This window comes from Labrenzia sp. ATLA3 (assembly GCF_057180185.1).
This window is the reverse complement of record NZ_JBXUKV010000002.1, coordinates 35,398-57,386: the sequence shown is the minus strand read 5'-3', so window position 1 is coordinate 57,386 and position 21,989 is coordinate 35,398. Positions and strand designations below refer to the sequence as shown.

13 protein-coding genes and 1 pseudogene are annotated in these 21,989 nt (G+C 58.7%); 4 read left to right on the top strand and 10 right to left on the bottom strand.

The window, feature by feature from the left end:
- Positions 1 to 12: 12 nt before the first annotated feature.
- The 7 genes and pseudogenes from AC2A6O_RS04755 to AC2A6O_RS04725 form a co-directional block, all read right to left on the bottom strand.
- Positions 13 to 603 (bottom strand): imm11 family protein, encoded by a 591-nt coding sequence (locus AC2A6O_RS04755; protein ID WP_498925965.1) that lies wholly within the window; start codon positions 601 to 603, stop codon positions 13 to 15.
- A 14-nt stretch (positions 604 to 617) separates the two neighbouring features.
- Positions 618 to 1,420: pseudogene (locus AC2A6O_RS04750) on the bottom strand (IS5 family transposase).
- A gap of 34 nt (positions 1,421 to 1,454) precedes the next feature.
- Complete coding sequence (locus tag AC2A6O_RS04745) at positions 1,455 to 2,063, bottom strand: thymidine kinase (protein ID WP_498925964.1); 609 nt, start codon at positions 2,061 to 2,063, stop codon at positions 1,455 to 1,457.
- Between the two features lie 114 nt (positions 2,064 to 2,177).
- Entirely contained in the window at positions 2,178 to 3,281 is a 1,104-nt protein-coding gene (locus tag AC2A6O_RS04740) for an endonuclease/exonuclease/phosphatase family protein (RefSeq protein WP_498925963.1), read from the bottom strand.
- Positions 3,282 to 3,422: 141 nt separating this feature from the next.
- Positions 3,423 to 4,979 carry a tetratricopeptide repeat-containing sulfotransferase family protein gene (locus AC2A6O_RS04735; protein ID WP_498925962.1) on the bottom strand — a complete coding sequence of 519 codons (1,557 nt, stop codon included), beginning with the start codon at positions 4,977 to 4,979 and terminating at the stop codon, positions 3,423 to 3,425.
- A 60-nt stretch (positions 4,980 to 5,039) separates the two neighbouring features.
- Positions 5,040 to 7,019 (bottom strand): excinuclease ABC subunit UvrC, encoded by a 1,980-nt coding sequence (gene uvrC, locus AC2A6O_RS04730; protein WP_498925961.1) that lies wholly within the window; start codon positions 7,017 to 7,019, stop codon positions 5,040 to 5,042.
- Between the two features lie 90 nt (positions 7,020 to 7,109).
- Positions 7,110 to 8,123, bottom strand: coding sequence for a calcium/sodium antiporter (locus AC2A6O_RS04725; RefSeq protein WP_498925960.1), 1,014 nt, complete (start codon positions 8,121 to 8,123; stop codon positions 7,110 to 7,112).
- Between the two features lie 372 nt (positions 8,124 to 8,495).
- Between AC2A6O_RS04725 and AC2A6O_RS04720 the strand changes: the two genes are divergently transcribed.
- The 3 genes from AC2A6O_RS04720 to AC2A6O_RS04710 all read left to right on the top strand — a co-directional run bounded on the left by AC2A6O_RS04720 (position 8,496) and on the right by AC2A6O_RS04710 (position 14,129).
- Complete coding sequence (locus tag AC2A6O_RS04720) at positions 8,496 to 9,167, top strand: outer membrane protein (protein WP_148585842.1); 672 nt, start codon at positions 8,496 to 8,498, stop codon at positions 9,165 to 9,167.
- 216 nt (positions 9,168 to 9,383) lie between these two features.
- Positions 9,384 to 10,895 (top strand): efflux RND transporter periplasmic adaptor subunit, encoded by a 1,512-nt coding sequence (locus tag AC2A6O_RS04715; RefSeq protein ID WP_498925959.1) that lies wholly within the window; start codon positions 9,384 to 9,386, stop codon positions 10,893 to 10,895.
- A gap of 54 nt (positions 10,896 to 10,949) precedes the next feature.
- Positions 10,950 to 14,129 carry an efflux RND transporter permease subunit gene (locus AC2A6O_RS04710; RefSeq protein WP_498925958.1) on the top strand — a complete coding sequence of 1,060 codons (3,180 nt, stop codon included), beginning with the start codon at positions 10,950 to 10,952 and terminating at the stop codon, positions 14,127 to 14,129.
- Positions 14,130 to 14,302: 173 nt separating this feature from the next.
- On the opposite strand, the gene AC2A6O_RS04705 is transcribed toward AC2A6O_RS04710, so the two are convergent.
- On the bottom strand, positions 14,303 to 16,801 hold the full coding sequence (locus tag AC2A6O_RS04705; RefSeq protein WP_498925957.1) for an arylsulfatase: 2,499 nt from the start codon (positions 16,799 to 16,801) through the stop codon (positions 14,303 to 14,305).
- Between the two features lie 653 nt (positions 16,802 to 17,454).
- Here AC2A6O_RS04705 and AC2A6O_RS04700 point away from each other — a divergent pair.
- Positions 17,455 to 18,240 (top strand): hypothetical protein, encoded by a 786-nt coding sequence (locus AC2A6O_RS04700; protein WP_498925956.1) that lies wholly within the window; start codon positions 17,455 to 17,457, stop codon positions 18,238 to 18,240.
- Between the two features lie 283 nt (positions 18,241 to 18,523).
- Here AC2A6O_RS04700 and AC2A6O_RS04695 read toward each other — a convergent pair whose 3' ends face one another.
- Both AC2A6O_RS04695 and AC2A6O_RS04690 read right to left on the bottom strand, forming a co-directional pair.
- Complete coding sequence (locus tag AC2A6O_RS04695) at positions 18,524 to 19,957, bottom strand: glyceraldehyde-3-phosphate dehydrogenase (protein ID WP_498925955.1); 1,434 nt, start codon at positions 19,955 to 19,957, stop codon at positions 18,524 to 18,526.
- Positions 19,958 to 20,329: 372 nt separating this feature from the next.
- Entirely contained in the window at positions 20,330 to 21,937 is a 1,608-nt protein-coding gene (locus tag AC2A6O_RS04690; protein ID WP_498925954.1) for a winged helix-turn-helix domain-containing tetratricopeptide repeat protein, read from the bottom strand.
- Positions 21,938 to 21,989 lie beyond the last annotated feature (52 nt).

Below are 21,989 nucleotides of genomic sequence, written 5' to 3'. Positions count from 1 at the left end.
TCTGCTCATAAATCATTCAACTCGGCACTCTAATGCCGTGAAGCTGTCTATCTTTTCCTCTTTCAGTTTTTTGTAGAACTGGTCTGACACAATAATAGCTCGACCAAAATACTTATCCGCCCAAATATGACGCCCTGAAATAGCACCAGAACGCCACATCAACCGAGGTCTTTGCGCAGTCCTCAGATAAGTACGAATTTTGCCGTGTCGATATTGGGGGGTCACATCCGATTTTTCTATAATTATTCCATTTTCAACGAAACTGCCGAACTTGAAGAGGTAATGGGTGTCGCGCAAAACTTCGCCATCAGGTCGCTGAACTTCCAATGGAACGAAATGATGCGGTTCTGGGTCAAATCGCTCTACGAGGTCCCTAAATTTTCGGCTGACAACAACAGTTCCAAGAAGTGGACCAACCGTAAAATCCGGTATCTCCGTTTTTCCGTGATTTTCAACATAGCCAGTTTGAACAATCTTCAGTGGCCACGTTTTAGGATCCGGGACAACACTAGCGAGACTAATCGTGGCCAGAATGTCCTGATCGTCGGCGAAATGCCACTCCATTTCGTCATAGCGTCCAAGTTCATCAAGATACCAGGGCATTCAGAGACTCCAGGTTAGGTTGGCTTTGTCCGGTTAAAAAAATCACGTAACCAGATGCGTGTAGCCGCGAGATTGAGGAAGGCATCAAAGGATCTCTTGGTTTTGTCGTACCGGGCGGCAATCCTTCGAAACTGTTTGACCTTGTTGAACATTCGCTCGATCCAGTTCCTGTCCTTGTAGGCCCGGAAGTCGCAAGGTATCGGTTCCCTGTGGTTTGACTTCGGCGGAATGACAGGATTGATGCCTGCCAGCTGAAGGCTCTGGCGCACTGCATCGCCATCGTATCCCTTGTCAGCCAGGAACAGTCGGGGCTTGTGACAAGGCATCTCCAGAAGGGCGGGAACAGCGCTGTAGTCTGATGCTTCGCCGCCGGTCAGGACAAAGCCGAGGGGGCGTCCTTGACCGTCTGCTCTGGCGTGGATTTTCGTCGTAAAGCCGCCGCGTGATCGACCAAAAGCCTCCTTATGAGTCCCCCTTTTGCGCCTGCCGCCTGACTGTGGCCGCGGACCGTCGTGCTGTCGATCATGTGCTGCCAGTCATCGGTAAGCCCGAGGTCCACCAGCGTTTCCAGCAGCCCGTCCCAAACGCCTTGCTCCGCCCACCTGCGAAACCGGACATAGACCGAGTTCCATTTCCCGTAGCGCTCATGCATATCCCGCCAAGGGCAGCCAACTCGCAGGACATGCAACATGCCGTTCAAATAACGACGATTATCCTGCGCCGGGCGGGACTTTCGGCCTCGCTCCGAAGGAAGCAATGCTTCAATCAATTCCCATTCTGCGTCCGTCAAATCGCCCCGATATATCGCATTGGCCAAGACTGCCTCCTAAAAGACAGTCTTGAATCACAGCTCACCTGATTTGGGAATCTACTTTGTCAACAGGTCCTAGATCCCGCTCGGACCAGTGACGGCGGCACAGCGAGACGTATTTGTCATTGCCGCCGATGACGACCTGGTCGCCTTCTTCAACGATCTTGCCCTGTGCATCCATCCGGGCAACCATCGTTGCCTTGCGCCCGCACCAGCAGATGGTCTTGATTTCCTTCAGGTTGTCGGCAAGCGCCAGCAAGGCGGCGCTGCCAGGGAAAAGCTTTCCCTGGAAATCCGTTCTGAGACCGAAGCACATCACCGGAATACGCAGCATGTCGGCCACCCGGGCGAGCTGCCAGACCTGGTCTTCCGTCAAAAACTGGGCTTCGTCGACAAGGACCGCATCGACTTTCTGCGCTTCGTTGGCGCGCAGTATGTGTTCGAAGACATTGTCGGACGCGTTGAAGACATCGGCATCCGCTCCCAGCCCGATGCGCGAGGCGATCCGGCCCTTGCCGGCCCGGTTGTCGAAGGCGGCGATCAGGAGCAGCGTGTTCATTCCGCGCTCCTCGTAGTTATAGGCGGCCTGCAGAAGCACGGTCGACTTGCCGGCGTTCATCGAGGAGTAGTTGAAATAGAGTTTGGCCATGCGGAACTTTTGGAATCGATCTTGAAGTTTCGGGCAGTTTTCAGGAAACCACCCAAAGCCTCAAACACTTTCCGGTTGAAGTCACAGCCAATGATTCAATTTCTGGTGCAGAAATCAGTTTGCCGGGGTTTGAGCGATCTCCACGATCAGCGGCAGATGGTCGGAGCCGATATCGGGCCCAAGAGAAACGTTGATGACCTGAATGTCCTTGGAGACGGCAAACTGGTCGACGGGAGCGCCGAGGATCCAGTGCAGGCTGTAGTCGAAGAAAAAGCGCGTTGTCTGGGGCCAGCCATCCGGATAGGCGGTCTTCAGACCGTTGCGCGAAAGGGTCTGTTGGAACCTTGCAGACCACGGTGAGCTGTTCCAGTCGCCAATTGCCAGAATGTTGGTGCCGTTGGTGGCTTTCAGGGTGTCGATGACGCTGTCTGCCTCATCGAAATAGCGGCGCTTGTTCTCCCAGCGGGCCTTCGAGCGCGGGCTGTCGGGATGAATGACCAGCAGATGCAAGGGCGCGGCGCCGGTGTCGAGGGAGAGTGACAGAAGCTCCCTGTCACCGTCGTAATAGACGTTGGCCCCGGGAGGCACTTCGCCGGAAATGACGCGGGTTTCTTCCGATGACAGCGGAAAGCGGGAATAGACCGCAAGGCCTCCCAGGTCACCGACTTTCATGTATTGGGGAAAGCCGTTCTGGCCCGCGCCGCCGATCGGTAGGCCGAGGTGCTGCCAGCGACGTTCCTGCAGCCACCACAGCACTTCCTGGAAGACGACAACATCCGGCTGCTCCTTTTCCAGAAAGGCCTGCAAAACCTTGTCTCCGAGGAACAGGTGTTCAAGGTTGATGGAGACGATCTTGAGCGGGCGGTCCCCCGGAGCGGCCGGGCCAAGGGGCTTGGTGTTGGCAAGCGTGCGCGCGCCGGTCAGTCCGGCGAGGCTGAGAAACGTCGCCAGGGCCAGGAGCCAGATTACACGGTAGACCAAACGAAAGCGGTGCCGGACCAGAAAACCGGCAGCACCAGCCACACAGCCTGCGAGGCCGGCAGCCAGAAACTGCCGCAGGAAGAAGCTCATGTTGTCCGCAATCCAGACGTCCGGCGCCAGAAACGCCAGCAGACCCAGCACGCTGACGGCAATGGCGCCAAGGCTGCCGCACCAACCGATCAGGGACAATGCGCTGTGGAGCAGGGAACGCGGTTTAGCCTGGGGCTTTCGAAACATGGCAGCCTGGGTCCGATTTCATGAGAAGGCGGATGTGCTTAACACGGACTGTGCGGAAGGTGCGACTTGTTTTGCTCCCAGGTCAGGTCCGTTTGCTCCCGAGCACTGCAGGAAGCGCCTTAGAGGTGCAGTCTCGCGGTGTCAGGCGTCCAGCCCGGACAAGCCTTCCAGCAGCGGACCGATGTGGTCCCGGTATTTTTCGAAGCGGTTCACGGCCCCGGTATGAATGGGTTGTCTGACCTGGGTCATGGAGAAGGTGAAGACCTGCGCCTCGTTAGCTTCGTGATGGCGGCAGGCATCGTCCCAGGCCAACCCGGTGTCGGCAATCAGGGCCGGGCGTTCGTGTTCAGGATCGCTCACCAGGGCCTCATAGGACTGGTCGCGTATTGCAACTGGCAGCACATCGCGCCAATGCGTCATCAGTCTTCTGTACTGCCCGTAATAGTGGGCGAGCGATTGCTGGCTTTCACAGTAACCGTGCTTGCCGGGCAGGGGCGTCATGTAGATCGAGACGCAGGTGTCGGCCGGGTTGCGGCTGACGTGGCAGAAATGCGCGTTCGGAAACAGCAGGGCGATCAACCACAGATGCTCGAAATTCTGCGGCATCTTGTCGATCACGCGGGCGCTTTTCCTGCTGAATCCGTCGAGCATCGTCAGGTACTTGCGGCCAATGCGCTGGGCGGTCTTGCGGTCGAGCGCCCTGGCGGCGTCGAAAAAGGCAGTCTCACCTGTTTGGCCCGATGTCAGGCCGTTGATCTGCTCGTCAAAGAAGCTGAGTTCGCCTGCAGCCGTTGCCTTTGGGTGGGCAGAGAGGATGGCCTCCACCAGCGAGGTGCCCGAGCGTGGCATGCCGAAGACAAAGACGGGTCTGTCGCTGGTGAGGGCGAAGTCCTTGCGGTCCTCGAAGAACTGTTTTGAAAAGACCTCCCGGCAATTGTCGATATGGCGTTCCTGCCGGGCAGCATCATAGTGGCCATAAAGGTCGCTGCGATGCAGGCCGAGATAGTGAAAGGCCTTCGGAAGGTCGCCAGTGTCGTCGCAGATTTTGCCGGCGGTGAAGGCAAGCCTTGCGCGTTCGACCTTCGACAGAGGCCGGTCCGCATCGTTCAGCAGGGGCTCGATCTTTTCCAGCGCTTCCCTTTTCAGGCCAATGTCGGAGAGATCCCTTGCGCTGATCAGAACGGAAGGTTCTTCCGGGGCGAGCTCCAGCGCGCGGCGAAAGTGGGTTTCCGCCTCGTCCATCTTGCCGAGCGAGACTTTCAGCCGCGAGAGCGCCAAATGTGCGATGGCCGATGCTTCGTTGATGGCGAGCGCGTTCTGGAAGGCATGTTCGGCCATGACGGGACGCCGCAGCCTGGCGTAGATCTCCCCCAGGGTGCGCTGGGCGAATTCGGATTTGCCGTCGAGGGCGACAGCCTTGCGCGCATGGGGCAGGGCTTCCTCGAAGCGGTTGTCGAGTGTGAGGGCGTCCGCCAGCGTCGCAAAGATAACTGCCTCCTTCTTGGCAACCTTTGCGGCGGCCTGAAGATGGTCGATTGCCCGGTCCGCGTGTCCGTGGGTCAGGTAGATGACGCCGAGCCAGTGGTTGACCTGCGGGTCGCGCGGATTGGCTTGGTTGAGATCGGTCAGGATCTCCAGTGCCATGCCGTAGTCCTTGGCGTCGATGCACCGAAGCGCGGCTTCCAGCGGGTTTGACACGTTCAGTCTTCCTTGGCTTTGGCTATATCATCAGCCGGGTGGAAAGGCCGGTGCGACGTCTTATTCATGAAAATGGTCATAGACCAGTTTGGCAATCGCTTCGGAAATGCCTGGTACGGCGGCCAGATCGTCGACGCCCGCCTTGGAAACGGCCTTGGCTGTGCCGAAGTGGCGCAGCAGCGCCTTTTTGCGTGTTGGACCAACACCGGCGATCTCGTCCAGCGGGTTTTTGGTAATGTCCTTCTTGCGGCGGGCCCTGTGGCTGCCAATGGCAAAGCGGTGGGCTTCGTCGCGCAGACGCTGGACGAAGTAAAGCACCGGGTCACGCTCTGGCAGCATGAAGGACTGCCGGCCGGGGATGAAGAATTTCTCCCGTCCGGCGTCCCGGTCCGGCCCCTTGGCGATGCCGACGAGCGGCACATCGGTGATGCCGAGGCTTTCCAGCGTCTCGCGCGCCGCCGTCAACTGCCCCTGGCCTCCATCGATGAGCACCAGTTCCGGCCAGGCCGGTACGCCGGTGTCGGCGGGGGCCGCTTCCAGATCGCTGTCTTCGCCGTCTTCGAGGGCAGGCTCATCCGTCTCCGGCTTTTTGTCTTCGCGGGCGTGTTCCTTCAACAACCGGGAGAACCGCCGCGTCAGAACTTCGCGCATCATGCCGTAGTCGTCGCCGGGAACGAGATCTTCCGACTTGATGTTGAACTTGCGGTACTGGCCCTTGGCAAAGCCTTCCAGGCCCGCCACGATCATGCCGCCGACAGCATTGGTGCCCATGATGTGCGAGTTGTCGTAGACCTCGATCCGCCGTGGAGTTTGGGCCAGGTCGAACGCTTCGGCGACGCCTTTCAGCAAGCGAGCCTGGCTGGAGGTTTCCGCCAGCCTGCGGCCAAGCGCTTCGCGCGCATTGGTGAGCGCGTGGTCGACCAGTTCCTTCTTTTCTCCGCGCTTGGGGTTCGCAACTTCCACCTTGCGGCCTGTGCGCTCGCTGAGCGCTTGCGCGAGCAACTCCTGTTCGCTCAGCTCGTGCGAGAGGAGGATCTGCCGCGGCGCGGGCTTGTCGTCGTAGAACTGCGCCAGGAAACTTTCCAGAATATCGGCTTCCTCAAAGGACTTGTCGGCCTTGGGGAAATAGGCCCGGTTTCCCCAGTTCTGGCCGGTGCGGAAGAAGAACACCTGCACGCAGGTCTGGCCGCCTTCCTGGTGAATGGCGAAAACGTCGGCTTCCTCGACCGATTGCGGGTTGATGCCCTGATGCGCCTGAATGTGCGACAGCGCCGACAGGCGGTCGCGGTAGATGGCGGCGCGCTCGAATTCCAGATCGGCGGATGCGGCTTCCATCTGCTGGGCAAGCTGGGTCTTGATCAACTGGCTGCGGCCGGACAGGAACGCCTTGGCCTCCGAAACCAGACCGGCATAATCCGCGGGATCGATTTCACCGGTGCAGGGGCCGGCACAGCGCTTGATCTGATATTGCAGGCAGGGTCTGCTGCGGTTTTCGTAATAGCTGTCAGAGCAGGTCCGGATCAGGAACGCCTTCTGGAGCGCGTTGATGGTGCGGTCGACCGCACCTGCGGAGGCGAAGGGCCCGAAGTAGTCACCCTTGCGCTTGCGCGCGCCGCGGTGCTTGACGATGGCGGGCGATTCATGGTCACCGGTCACCAGAATGTAAGGGAAGGACTTGTCGTCGCGCAGCAGCACGTTGAACCGTGGCCGCAGGCGCTTGATCAGATTGGCTTCCAGAAGCAGGGCTTCCGGCTCTGTCTGGGTGACAACGAATTCCATCGCTGCCGTCGCCAGTATCATGCGCATGATCCGGTTGGACTGACCCTGCAGGCGCGTGTAGCTGGTGACCCGCTTCTTGAGGCTGCGGGCCTTGCCGACGTAGAGAACCTCGCCGTTTTCGTCCAGCATCCTGTAGACGCCCGGCCCGTTGGGCAGGCGCTTGACCTCGTCGGCAATGACCTCGACGCCCTTGCGTGCGGGGGCCGTGTCGGCCTCCGGCGCGGATACGGCGCTTTTTTCAGAATCAGTATCGTCCTGCATGCCAGACATTTAAGCCGCGCAAGGCAATAGGGAAAGAGGTGGGCGCAGCGAAGCGCGGCTCTGCTGCCAAGCGGACTGCAAAAAGGGCTTTTAGGAGGTGTGCCCCAGCACATAGACGGTGGCGATGTAGGCACAATAGGCTGTGGTCATGACCGCGCCGGACACACGGCCGAGACAGATGCGCATTCCGGCAAGGATTGTCAGCAGGATCGCACAGGCCAGCATGACCCAGATATCCAGTTTCAGCACTTCCTGCGGCACGTCGATGGGCACGACGACGGCGGTGATGCCGATGATGGCAAGCAGATTGAAGACGTTGGAGCCGATGACGTTGCCAATGGCGACGGCGCCATGCTGGCGAATGGCCGCCATGACGGTGGTGGCAAGTTCCGGCAGGGACGTGCCGAGCGCAATGACGGTCAGGCCGATGACCGCTTCGCTGACGCCCCAGGATGTTGCGATAGAGGTGGCCCCTGTGATGGTGAAATGGGCGCCGAGGGGCAGTCCGACCAGGCCGAGCACGATATAGGCCAGCGCGATCCAGACGGAATCGGGAACGTCTTCGACATCGTCCAGGCCGTCGTCTTCTTCGATCTGCATTTCGGCGGCGGCAGCGCCTGCGGAGGCCGCGGCAATCGCCTTCTGCTCTTTTCTGTGCTTCTGCGCCATGATCGTTGAGGCCGCGAGAAAGACGCCGAGCAGTGCCAGAAGAATAACCCCGGCGGTCAGGCCGATGGGGGTGAAGAAACAAAGCGCCATGAACACAATGGTGACGGCGACCATGAACAGCGCGTTGCGCGTCGCGCCGGTTTCGCCGCACGGCGTTGCCGCAATCAGCGCGGGCATGCCCAGAACCAGAAGCACGTTGGCGATGTTGGAGCCGACAACGTTGCCGATGGCGATACCGCCGGCGCCGTCCATGGCGGCTTGCAGGGAAATGACGAGTTCCGGGGCCGAGGTGCCGAAGGCGACGATGGTCAGGCCGATGACCAGATTGGGAATGCCGAGACGTTGCGCAATGCCAACAGAACCCCTGACCAAGACATCGCCGGCGATAATCAGAACAACAAGTCCGCCTGCGAGGCTGATGTAGTCAAAGAGCATTTACGAAATTCCGGTTCGGGTCGGTTTCAATCGTCGAGAGTGGCTTCAATGTGGCAGCGCCAGAGTTCAACTCGGCGCCTTATACGCAATAGATCGGTGAGGGGAAAGCCGCGGACAAGGATCTTTCTACCGGCCAAATGGGGTTTCTGAATGCAAATTGCAATTGTCTTTACGGGTCTTTCATCCTGTCAGAATGTTGCCGCCATTCGTCACCAAAACTCCCCATTCTCAATCCTGATCCGCCACAAACGCTCTCCATATCTGAGCATTGGGGGAGAGTGAGGACGCGGCTTTTTACCCGTCCAACTCGCAAGATGGTCGGCGGTTATCCGGCCAAAGCACTAATGGATAAAGTGGATCTGGAGTACTCAAATGAAACGTCTTGCACTTGCTGGCATGGCCCTGACAGCCACGGCGGCCGCATCGGCGCCTGTACTGGCTGCGGATCTGCCGCAGTCGCCGGCACCGGCCTATGAGGCGGTTCCGGCTCCGCAGCAGAGCATCGATTGGACCGGCCTTTACGTCGGTGGCAATCTCGGTTGGGCTTTCGGCCAATTCGACAACAAGGCCGGCAACAACACCGGGCTTGGCGTGGATGCCAATGGCATCGCCGGCGGTCTTTACACCGGTTACAATTTCCAGGTGACGCCGAACTTCGTCGTCGGTGCGGAAGCTGACTTCACCCTGACCGATCTGGAAAAATCCAAATCCAACGGCGGTCTGACCCTGCGGTCCAAGTCCGACTGGAACTCCAATTTCCGTGGCCGTGTCGGTTACGCCTTCGACCGTTACCTGGTCTACGGCGCCGGCGGTCTGGCAATTGCCGACCTGGAAGTGTCCGGCAATGGCGACACCGACAGCAAAACGGCCCTGGGCTGGACGCTGGGCGCAGGTGGCGAAGCAGCGCTCACCAACAACATCAGCGCCAAGCTGGAATATGTTTACCAGGACTTCGGCGAACAGGATTTCAACCTGAACGGAACCGGCGTGAGCTCGGATTTCAGCAATTCGCAGGTTCGCATGGGTCTTGGCTACAAGTTCTAAGCCAGACCTCAACCGATGCGGAAAGACCCGGTACCGAAAGGTGCCGGGTTTTTTCATGCCGGCGTTCTCTCCAAAGTGATGCCGCTGGTTACAAGTCGTTACAAGCTTTTCCGAATTTCGCCCCAGTACCGTGCTAGGGATGGCATCTAACGTAAGGTGCCGGTATTGAGGGTGTTCCCTTTTGCCCGCTAGCCCGGCCTTCAGGTGGAGAGACGCATGCGGTTTTTGATGCGCGGACTTGTCGGTCTGGCATTGATGGCGATCATGATCGGTTTTGCCGGTTTCGGCGGTTATCGCCTTTACAACGCGATAACGGCGGAAGAGACCGCACATCGCCGGCCAGCCCGTGAGCGCAGTTATTCGGTCAATGTCGCCGAGCTGACACCGCAAACGTTGGCGCCGGTCACGACTGCCTACGGCCAGGTGGAAAGCTGGCGGACGCTCGAACTGAGGGCAAGTTCCGAAGGCCGGCTTGTGGAGGTCGCTTCCAAGTTTCGTGATGGGGCCGCTGTCGCCAAGGGCGAACTGCTGCTCAGGATCGATCCGGCGAACGCGGAATTTCTGGTGCTGGACGCGGAGGCGGCCCTGGCGGATGCGGAGGCCCAGAAAGCGGAGTCCGCGGAGGCCATTGTTGGAGCTGAGCAGGAGCTGGAAGCGGCCCGCCGCCAGCTTGAGCTGCGTAAAAAGGCGCTGGAGCGCCAGCAGCAGCTGCAGGACAAGGGGTATTCCACGGCCGTACAGGTGGAAACCGAAGAACTGGCCGTGGCTTCGCTGGAACAATCACTCAGCAACCGCCTGCAATCTGTCATCACCGCGCGCAAGCGTGTCGAGCGCATGGACCTGACGGTCAAGCGCGCCAGGCTTGCGCTGGACGATGCCAGGCGGACGCTGGACGAAATCACCCTGACAGCGCCCTTCAGCGGTTATCTGTCGGAGGTCAACGCCACGCTTGGGCGCCGGGTCGGTTCCTCCGAAACCCTTGCCCTTCTGATCGATCCGGCGGCACTGGAAGTCAGGTTTTCCCTGTCGACCGACGAATTTTCGCGGTTGCTGGATGCCAGCGGCAATCTGGTGAAGGCGCCTGTTACCGCGGTCCTGCAACTGGGCAACCGGTCCATCGAGGTTCCGGGCACCATCGACAGGGCAGCGGCTGTCGTTTCGGAAGGCGAGGCCGGGCGGACGCTGTTTGCGACGCTGGATCTGGAGCCCGGCACGGTTCTGCGTCCGGGTGATTTCGTGAAGGTTGAGGTGCGCGAACCGGAGCTTAGCCGTGTTGCCCTGGTTCCCTCGGCGGCAGTGGCGGAAGATGGCCGCATGCTGATCGTTGGCGAAGGCGAGCGTATCGAGGAAATCAAGGCGACGATCCTGCGCCGGATGGGCGACGACGTTATTGTGGCCAATGTGCCTTTCGGTGCCGATTATGTGCGCGAACGCCTGCCGCAGCTTGGCACCGGTCTCAAGGTTTTGCCAAGGCGGAGCAATGACGGACAAGCTCCCCAACAGACGGACGGACCGGAGACAGTGCAGGCGCCTGATGGTGACGACACACGCCTTTCCGGTGATCTGGTCGCGCTGGAGCCGGAGCGCCGCGCGGCCCTGATCGACCAGTTGAACAGGTCCGACATGCCGGAAAACCGCAAGGCCAGGCTGCTTGCCCTTCTGAACAAGCCGATGGTGCCGAAAGAGTTGATCGAACGGCTGGAGCATGGTGGTGGGACCAGCGGCTGACAACTGATGTCTGTCGTCCCGTCCTGCCTGATATCCTGATTGGAGTGTCCCGACATGCGTTCTCCCGGCGGATCGCAATTTGCCTCGTTACTGGACTACATGGTCCGGCACCGCACAGCGGCCAACCTGCTGCTGGCCATGATGCTGATCAGCGGTTTCGCGGCTTCGACGCAGATCCGCACGCAGTTCTTTCCTGATTTTGTCCGCGAGCAAGTGGACGTCGTCGTCAACTGGTCGGGCGCCGGGCCTGAGGACCTCGACCGGGCTGTGGTCGAAATTCTGGGGCCGCAGCTGCTTGCCATCAACGGTGTCGACGAAGCCACATCCGTCTCGCGCGAGGGCAGGGCCAGCATTGAACTGGAGTTCGAGGACGGCTGGGACATGGGCCAGGCGACCGACGAGGTGAAAGCCGCCGTCGATCAGGCCCGCTCCAGTCTGCCTGAGGGCATCGACGAGCCGGTGGTCACCCGCAGCGTCTATTCCGACCGGGTGACGGATGTCGTCATGTACGGTCCGGTCGATATCGACCAGCTTGCCCGCTTTGCCGAAGATCTCCAGACCGTGTTTTTTCGCCAGGGCGTGACACGGGTCTCCATTCGCGGGTTGGAAGACCCGATTATCCGGGTGAATGTCGGCGAGAACATGCTTGTGCGCCACGGGCTGACGCTTGCGGAGATCGCCGACGTCGTCTCTGCCGAAATGGAAACGACGCCTGCGGGCGATGTCGCAGGCAGCTCCGCACGGCTGCGCACGGGCCAGACCCGGCGTAGCGAACAGGAACTGGGCGAGATCGTTCTGAAGGCGCCTTCGCAAGGGGAAAAGCTGCAACTCCGGTCTGTCGCCGACATCGTCACCGAAGGGGTGGAAAGCGGCCGGGCCTATTATCACAAGGGCATGCCGGCGGTCGTTCTCAGGGTCAACCGGAGCGCTCAGGGCGACACCATCGAGATCCAGCGGGCGGTCGAGCGCATTACCGCGGAGTTCCAGCAGACGCTTCCTGAAGGTGTCGTCGTTCAGCTCACCAACACCCGGTCGCAGGCGATCATCGACCGGCTGGATATCCTGGTTGAAAACGGCATCTTCGGTCTGGCCCTGGTGCTCTTGTTCCTGTTCCTGTTTCTGTCTGCCAGAACGGCCTTCTGGGTGGCGGCCGGCATTCCGGTGGCGATGGCTGCCACTGTCGGGTTGATGTACGTCTTCGGGATCACGCTGAACATGATCTCCGTGTTCGCGCTGATCATCTGTCTCGGCATCATCGTGGATGACGCCATCGTGGTGGGCGAGCATGCCGACTTCCTGCACCGGCGCGGGTATTCGCCGGCGGAAGCTGCCAGCCTTGCGGCAAAGCGGATGACGGCGCCGGTCTTCTGTGCCTCCATCACAACTCTGATTGCCTTTGTCGGGCTGGTGGCCATCGGTGGTCGCTTCGGCAGTCTTGTGGCCGATATTCCCTTCACGGTGTCGGTGGTGTTGATCGCCAGCCTGGTGGAATCCTTTCTCATCCTTCCGGCCCACATGAACCACGCGCTGAAGGCCAGCAAGAAGAAGCACTGGTTCGATATGCCCAACCGCTTGTTCAACCGGGGCTTCGTATGGTTCCGGGAAAAGCTGTTCCGCCGGTTCATTGCCTGGGTGATTGCCGTGCGTTATCCGGCAATCGGCTTTGCGCTGATGATCCTGGCGCTGTCCCTGACGCTGGTTCTGGACAAATCCGTGCGCTGGCGTTTTTTCAACGCGCCGGAGCGGGCGGTGGTTTCCGCCAGTATCGCCATGATGCCGGGCGCAAAGCGCGACGACACCAAGGCGATGATCGCGGAGATGGAACGGGCGCTTGACGTGGTCAATCAGCGCTATGTCGAAAAATACGGCGCGGATCCGGTCATCTTTGCGCTCTCCACCGTTGGTGCGACCGCCGGGCGCGGGCTGAGCGGCGCCGACACCAAGGATGCGGACCAGCTCGGCGGGATTTCCATTGAACTGCTCGACCCGGACCTTCGGCCCTATTCGGCCTTTCAGTTCATCGGCGACTGGCGCAAGGAAATCAAAAAGCCGCCGCTTCTGGAAACACTGGCTCTGCGCGGCGAGCGCTCAGGCCCGGGCGGGGATGCCATCGACGTCAAGCTTTATGGAAACTCCACGGAAAACCTGAAGGCCGCTGCCGAAAGCCTCAAACAGTCGCTGGCTGCCATGGAGGGTGTCAGCGCGCTGGAGGATACGCTGGCCTATGACAAGCCGGAACTGAACCTGACGCTGACACCGCGCGGCGAAACCCTCGGCTTCACCACGGATGAAATCGCGCGCGTCCTTCGCAACCGGCTGGAGGGCGTCGAGGTTGCCGAGTTCCCGATCGGCCGGCGGACGGCAAAGGTGAAGGTGCTGCTGCCGGATGAGGAGACGGATGCGGCGTTTCTCTATACCACGCGGGTCCGCACCGACGCCGGAACCTATGTGTCCCTGAACGAGATCGTCAATGTGGAGAGCACCTACGGCTTTGCCTCGGTGCGCCGCAGTGACGGCCTGCGCACGTTGCGCGTCTCCGGCGACGTTTCGGAGGACAATCCGGAAGCCGCCGCACGGGTGACGGAGGCTCTGCAGAACGAGCTTCTGCCCCAGCTTGCCGCCAACTACGATGTTGAAAGCGAAATGAGCGGGCTGGCGGAGCAGGAACGCTCGTTCCTCTCCGACGCCCTGATCGGCTTTAGCCTGTGCCTGGCAGGTATCTACCTGGTGCTGTGCTGGATCTTCGAATCCTGGACCCGGCCGCTGATGATCATGATCATCATCCCCTTCGGCTGCGTTGGCATGATCTGGGGGCACTATCTGCACGGCATTCCGTTGTCGATGTTCTCCGTGGTCGGTTTCATCGGCATGGCAGGCATCATCATCAACGACAGTATCGTTCTGGTGACCACAATCGACGAATACGCCAGGGACCATCCCTTCCGGCAGGCCGTCGTCAACGGCGTCTGCGACCGGCTGCGCGCGGTCGTGCTGACCACGGCAACCACGGTGTTCGGCCTGGCGCCGCTCCTGTTCGAAACCAGCCGGCAGGCGCAGTTCCTGCTGCCGACGGTCATTACGCTTGCCTACGGTCTGGGTGTCGGCCTGTTTCTGGTCATCCTGCTGGTGCCGGCGCTGCTGGCGGTGCAGAAGGATTTTGGCCAGGCCATCACCAGCGGCAAACGCCTGCTCAAGGTCCGGGGGAGGACCCCGCTTTCCGGCGGACGGGTCTGACGGCAGAGCCGACGCCTGCCTCCGTCCGATCCCTCCTTTGTTCCTTGCCTTCATGTCTGCCGGCCCGATGTCGGCCGGCAAGTCTGTCGCAAATAAGGTTCCCAGAGGGCTCAATCGTTCGTCACAGTGTCAACCTGCCGGAGTTGCTGCCGGCAGGTTTTCTGGACGAAACGTCAGTCGCTTGCTTTTTGTGTGGCCGCTTGCAGCTTGGCAATGTCTGCCTCGGAGAGCTTTGGCCGGTCGACCTTGATTGTCAGCTTGTCGAGCTTGGCGGTCAGGGTGAACGGTGGTTCGTAGTCGGCATCATTGACCCCGGTCAGGGTGTCCGATCCGATGTCGAACGCTTCGTCCCATTGCAAGATGATCGGAATGGTCTTTTCCATTTTCTTGGTCTCGACAACCTTGCCATCGACCTTGAGCGTGCCTGTGCCGGATCGGCCGACCCCGCTCATGTTGTTGAAAGCAAGCGTTCCCGCACCCAAGCCGTCATACTTGAAGTCGAACTCAAGCGTGTGTTTCCCCGCAGACAACGCGTCCTTGCCCTCCCATTTGATCCTTTCCAAATCAACGAGGTTCCAGAGGAAGACGGGCTTGCCCTTCAGCAGATAGAACCCGTAGCCTGCAAAGCGGCCACCCGATGTCAGGATCATGCCTTCACCGCCGCCTTCAGGAACTGTCAGTTCCGCAGTGATTGTGTAGGAGCTGTTGAGAATGCTTGGTGAATCGCCCTGCGGCAAGCCGGTCATCGGCCGGGTGTAGACAAATTCGTCACGACCTGCGGTGATGTTTGGACGTGGAGCCGCAACGCGCGGACCAACCGAGGCATCGAGAGGAAACACCTGGTATTTGGTTGCTTCCATGATGAAGGTTTCTTTCAGGTTCCGAACCATATCAGGATGCTCTGCGGCAATATCCGTCGTTTGCGTCGGATCTGTCTTGAGATTGTAGAGCTCGAACACCTGGTTGTTCAGGGGATCCTCATTGGCAGGGCCGAACGCATCCCAGGGAGCGCGGTTCACCTTCGTGGCAAGGAACCAGTCATTCTGCCAGAGGCCCCACTGCCCGAACATCTCGAAGTACTGGGTGTCACGGGGAGGGGGAGCGTCCGCATTTTCCTTGTCGAACAGATAGGCAAAGCTCTTGCCGTCCATCGGAGCCTGGGTGATGCCGTCGACAGCTTCTGGCGGGGTGATCCCGGCGATTTCGAGGATCGTCGGCACGACGTCGATGACATGCAGGAACTGGTCGCGTTTTCCGCCCTTGTCGGTGATCTTCGCTGGCCATGTGACCGTCATGTTCTGCCGGACACCGCCGAGCTGCGAAGCGATCTGTTTCATCCAGGGGTACGGTGTGTCGAAGGCCCACGTCCAGCCGACTGCCATGTGGTTATATGTTTCCTCGGTTCCCCAGACGTCGTACCACTTCATCTGCTCTTCGGCGGGGATTGCGTTGATCCCGTTGAAGTAGGCAACTTCATTTGGTGTTCCCAGCAGGCCACCTTCGGCGCTCGTGCCGTTGTCTCCGTTGATGTAGATGATCAAGGTATTTTCGTATTCGCCGATATCCTTCAGGGTCTGAACGAGGCGACCAATTTCGTCGTCCATATAGGCCGAATAGGCGGCGAAGACATCGACCTGGCGAATGAAGAGCTTTTTCTCGACATCCGTGAGCTCATCCCAATTCTTGATGTGATCGGTCGGCCAGGGCGTGATTTTCGCATCTTTCGGAAAGAGCCCCATGTTTTTCTGGTTTTCGAAGATGGTCTCTTGAAGCTTGTTCCAGCCATCATCGAACAGGTGCATGGCGCTGATCTTTTCCACCCACTCCTTGGTCGGATGGTGGGGCGCATGAGTGGCGCCGGGCGCGAACTTGATGAAGAAAGGCTTGGAGGGATCGATCTGGTGCATTCGGGTGACCCAGTCGATGGCATCGTCCGCCATCGCAGTCATCAGGTTCCAGCCGGGTTTGCCGTCAAACGGGTAGATCTGGGTCGTGTTCCGGAAGAGGTTGGGCTGCCATTGGTTGGCGTCTCCGCCAACGAAGCCATAGAAATATTCAAATCCCATGCCGGTCGGCCACTGATCGAAGGGGCCGCTCTGACTGGCCTCGAAGGCGGGCGTATTGTGGTCCTTGCCGAACCATGACGTGTTGTAGCCATTGTCGAGAAGGATCCTGCCCACCGTGGCTTTGTCTTCAGCGATGATGCTGTTGTAGCCGGGATACCCCGTCGACTGTTCCGAGATAACACCGAAGCCGACATTGTGATGGTTTCGGCCGGTGATGAGCGCGGCACGCGTGGGCGAACAGAGCGAGGTTGAATGAATGCTGGTGAAACTCAATCCGTCCGCCGCAAGCGCATCCATGGTCGGATGAGGAATGACACCGCCAAAAGTGCTTGGAATGCCCCAACCTGAATCATCCGTGATAATGAGCAGTACGTTCGGCGCTTCGGCAGGTGGCACAACACGTGGAGGCCACCACTGGGTGGAGTCCTCGGCAAGCGTGTCGATCTTGCCCCCAAAATGTTGCGGAGGCGGAGGCAACTGCAATCCGTTGAGGGTGGTCGTGGAATTCGGCGCACCGGACGCCGGCTGTGCAGTTGCCTGATCGGCAACACCAACCAAAAGCGCAAATCCGAAAACGCTCGTCATGAAGACTTTAATCGAACTCATTCCCACCTCCTATACTGACTCTAAAATCTTGTTTTCGTTCGTTTTACTTTTTTTGATTGTGCGAAATGCTGCGTAATTTCCATACATATGAAGAATTTAATAAGTTACTTTACAATAAGGGTATCGATATAAAACTCCGTAACGCTACGTATGATCTATTATTTGTGCGGCACGAAAACATGTGTCACAATTTCTAATTGATTTCTGTCTTTTCGACCCTTAGGTCGGGCGAAAATTTCGCCTCTGCAACCGTTGGCGGGCGATGGAAGTGACCAATCCACGAAAACAATATTCTGGTGCTTGCAGTTGATGATCTGCAAAGAAATTTTCTTCTTGAATCGCTTCTCTGCCTGTGGGGTTATTAAGAGAGGAGATTATCTTATTGGTGAGAACTTCGTGGTTCCAGAAAATATGGGAACAAATTTCCTGGAAGACACGACAGGGCAATATCGTGGTTCAGATGGACACGGCCTTGCTTTGCGCGTCTATTTCGGCGTCCGACCGCGCAGACGCAGTATCTTTTGTGTGACACCTCTGGCCAATGATGTCTCTAAACTTAAAAATCAAGTGCCTTTACATCGGACTTAAGGTAAGCAAGAAGATAGATTAAACCAAAAATAAATTCCGGCTCGAAAGCAAAGTGAGAAGGTAGAATGTTGAAGACTTCACTCTCGAAAGCTGTTGCCTTAAGTGCATTTTTCATATCTCAGGCGCCTGCGCTGGCCGCCGATCTCGCTGTTGAGCCGACGGTGACACCCGCGAGAGTTGTTGAAGACAGGTGGAATTTCAGCATCACGCCCTATTTCTGGATGGCAGGGCTTGGTGGAGAAACCGTCACCGGCGACAACATCACAATGCCGTTCAACAAGGTGATCGAGAACCTGAGCTTTGCGCTGATGACGTCTATTTCAGCCGAGAAGGGGCGCTTCGGCGTCTATTCCGACCTGATCTACATGAACCTGGAAGGCTCCAAGACGACCACGGCGACCCTCGTCAGAAGAACCTTCGATGCCAAGCTGGACGCGACAATCAAAGGGTTCATCACGACAAACTCTTTGGGTTACAAGATTGTCGATACCCCCAGCTCCGAAATCGCCGGTTTCGGCGGTTTCCGTTATTTGTGGTTGAGCACCGATCTTGATTTCTCCCTGGGCAATTTTAGCGCCAGCGCAAGTGACCAGGGGCAGGTTATCGACGCTGTTGTGGGGTTGCGCGGTGAAACCAAATTGTCCGATCGCTGGTCCGTTGCCTATTATGGCGACGTTGGTACCGGTCAGTCTGACGTCACCTGGCAACTGTTTGGTGCGATCGGTTATGAAATAAAGAACATCGATCTGTTTGCCGGCTATCGATATATCGGCTGGCGGTTCGACGACGTGGCCGACCTCGACGCGCTTGATACTTACGGCCCGGTCATCGGTGCAAGGTTCAAGTTTTAGCCTCTGATTTCTGCGCTTGCCTTCGAAACCGGTCAGGCTAGCGAAGCTCACTTTGTAGCCTCTTCACGATCTCACAGGATGCTTCGGGCAATTGCCTGGCTGTTTCGTCACGCACTGACAGAAAATCAGCACCCGTTGATCCGGGGTAACCGTGGGGACGGCCCTGCGAAATCTTCTGTAGCCAGTCGGCGAAAGGGGCTAAGCCACACCTCAGGCGTGGCTTAGCCCCAATCATGTCATTGAAGCCGGTATTACTCTCGGCCTTTATGTCTCACGGCCGGTTTCAGGCAGGAACGGCCGGGTATTTCATACCCGCAACTTCCTGCATCAACCGGATGACCTGGGTGCTGTATCCCGCCTCGTTGTCATACCAGACGTAAAGGACCAGGCGGTCGCCATCGACGATCGTAGCCTGGCTGTCGACAACACCGGCGTGGGTGGATCCAACCAGATCGGAAGAAACCAACTCGGTCGAGGCGGTATAATCGATCTGGTCCTGCATCGGCGATTTTACCGAAATCCCCCGCAGGTAGTTGTTCATTTCCTCAGCCGTCGTCTCGCGCTTGAGGTTCAGGTTGAGGATGGCCATGGAGACATTGGGGATCGGCACGCGAACCGCGTTTCCGGTCAGCTTGCCTTTCATTTCAGGCAGGCACTTTGCCACGGCACTTGCAGCGCCCGTGCTCGTCAAGACCATGTTCAAAGGTGCGGCGCGTCCACGGCGATCACCCTTGTGGTAGTTGTCGATCAGGTTCTGGTCGTTGGTGAAGGCGTGGATGGTTTCAACGTGACCGTTCTCGATCCCGAACTCATCGTTGATCACCTTGAGCACCGGCGTGATCGCGTTGGTGGTGCAGGAGGCCGCACTCAGAATCTTGTCGTCTTCTGTAATGTCGCCGTGGTTGACGCCATAGACGACATTCCTGATGTTGCCTTTGCCCGGTGCGGTCAGAACGACTTTCGACGCACCCGGACATTTCAGGTGTTGGCCGAGACCTTCTTCGTCGCGCCAGATGCCTGTGTTGTCGACCACCAGAGCATTGCGGATGCCATATTTGGTGTAATCGACCTCGGCGGGGGAGCTGGCGTAAATCACCTGAATGTAGTTGCCATTGGCGATAATCGCGTTCTGTTCTTCGTCAACCGTGATGGATCCGCTGAAGGCACCGTGGACGGAGTCCCGCCGCAGGAGGCTGGAGCGTTTCTTCAGATCTCCATCCTTGCCGCCGCGCACGACAATTGCGCGAAGCCGCATTTTGTTCCCGGCGCCGACGCGCTCGATCAGCATGCGGGCGAGAAGACGGCCAATGCGGCCGAAACCATACAGAACGACGTCTTGCGGTTCCTGCAGGATAGAAGTCTTGCCGGTGTTGATGCTGGCAAGCTGCTTTTCGAGAAAGCTTGTGACGTCGCCACCTTCTTCCATGTAGCGGTGGCACAGCTTGCCGAGGTCGACACGCGATGCAGCGAGATCCATCTCAAGCATCGCCTTGACGATTTCCAGACTTTTGGAGACTTCCAGCTCCTGCCCGGTGATCTGCAAGGCATAACGGTGAGCCTTGATGATCTCGATGGCGGAGTTGTTCAGCAGGCGGCGTCCGAAAATCCGGATGTTGATGCCGAAGTCGCGGTAGAGATGTCCAACCAGCGGGATCATCTGCTCGGCGGCGGATTGTTGTTCCTTCCAGTTGTCGAAGTGATTATCCATAGCCGCCATACACAAAACTCCTTTATGGTATTTTCAACGCAATGAGTGGCAAGTCTTTAGCCTATGCACGCTGTTTATCGCTGGTGCGAACGCCCTGTCCATAAGAAGTTTCAAGACTAATCGATTGAAATTTCAGAAAGAGCTCTGCGTCACGTTCAGGTTGCCGGAAACGTTACATCGGGAACCTTGTTGGTGCCCGGAAATCAAAGAAAAGACACTTGACTGGTCGAAAAAAAGGCAATGCAGATCCTGGTGCTTCTCGAGCGTCATTGGCTGCGGCAATTGAAGCCAGCCTTCAGCATCAGGCAGATTGTATTGCGCACGCGTTTCCTGTGTGGATGAGGTCCTGGCTTCTCGCGGTGCCGGCGTTGCGAGGTTGGTTCAAACCCCCAGTTCGCGCAGGGCTTTTTCTATCGTTTCGCGAGCACCGTTTTCGGCAAAGGGGAAGGATGCAAAGAAAACTTCCGAACTGATCGCCGGATCGGCCTGTTTTGCTCGTGTCAGCCATTGCCGGGCTTCGGCGTGCTTGCCGGCCAGGTGCGACGTCAGCGCCGCAATCAGCGAAATGTGCTTATGCGCCCCGATCATCTGTGCCGCTTTCACGCCAAGCTCTTGCGCCTTTGCCATATTGCCCAGTTGCACTTGCACCAGCGCACGTGCCGATGTCATGCCATAGGCGAGTGGGTCGAGCGGGCTGAGGTCCAGCGCGAATGCTAGATCGGCATCGGCCTGTGCCGCCTGGCCTGCCATCACGCTCACCAGCCCGCGTGTGTAGACGCCCTGGGCGAAGCTGGGGCTGAGGCTGGTTGCCCGGTCGAACCAGGCGATGGAATCCTCCAGCTGGCCGTCGAGCCAAGAGCATCGCCCGGCATTGAAATGGGCAAAGGGATCGAGCCGGTCGGTCTCCACCGCTTGCTGCGCCAGCACCCGTGCCTGTTCAACCTCCGCCGCGGGATCTTCTGAAAAACGCATGAAGGCTGACTGGAAATGCGTGAAGGACAGCCCACCCATGGCGCCTGAGAAATAGGGATCACGCTCCAGAGATTGTGTGAACAGCGCGGCCGCTCTCGCGTTGTCCTGTCGGTTGAAGCGGTACATGTGGTCAAGGCCCAGGTGGAAACAGGCCCAGGCATCGAGTTCTCCCGGCGCGCGCCTGCGGGCGATCCGCACTTCGTTCTGTGGGATCTGGACCGCCAGACTGGCCACCACATGGCTTTCGATGTCCGACCTGAGCTGCTGCAACTCAGTAAGGCCGCCGCGATAATGCTCTGCCCAGATCGTTCCGCTGCTGGTCATGTCGATCAGCGACACGCCGATGGTGACATGCTCGCCGGACAATTCGACCGTGCCGGTGAGCCCATAGCGAACACCGAGCTGCCGACCGGCGGACAGCGGGTCCACATCAGGCCCGCGAAAGCGGAAGCTCGATCCGCGTGCGATGACGAACAGCCAGTGCAGGCGCGACAGATCCGCAATGATGTCGGCGGGTAGGGCGTCGGCCACGATTTCCTGCTGGCCCGGTTCGCCGAAATACTGGAAGGGCAGGACAGCGATGGAGGGCCGCCCGTCACGTGCGTTCTTCAGCACGTCTTCAATCGCCGGGGCGGCTTGTTCCTCGGTCATGAGAGCGGATTTCACACAGAGTGTTTTCTTCAAAGCGCCGCTGACCTCGGTGTCCGCAACAAACCGGAACCCTTTGCCATGGATCGTCCGGATGACTTTCTGCGCGCTGCCTGTGTCTCCCACTGCCTTGCGCGCTGCCTTGATCCGAGCGGCCACGGCGGTTTCGGAGACGATCCGTCCGTCCCAGATATGCTCGATCAATTCATCCTTGCTGACCATCCGGTCGCGGTTTTCCGCCAGCAGCAAGAGGAGGGAGAGGACTTGCGGCTCAATCGCCACGCGTTCGCCACCACGGCGCAATTCGAAACGTGCCCCGTCCAGTTCAAAGCCGTCGAAGGTAAACACCAGGGCGTCGGCTTGCGGCACATGTTCCCCTTTCTCGGAAAGTCTTCATGAAAAGGTCAGTTATATTCACGTC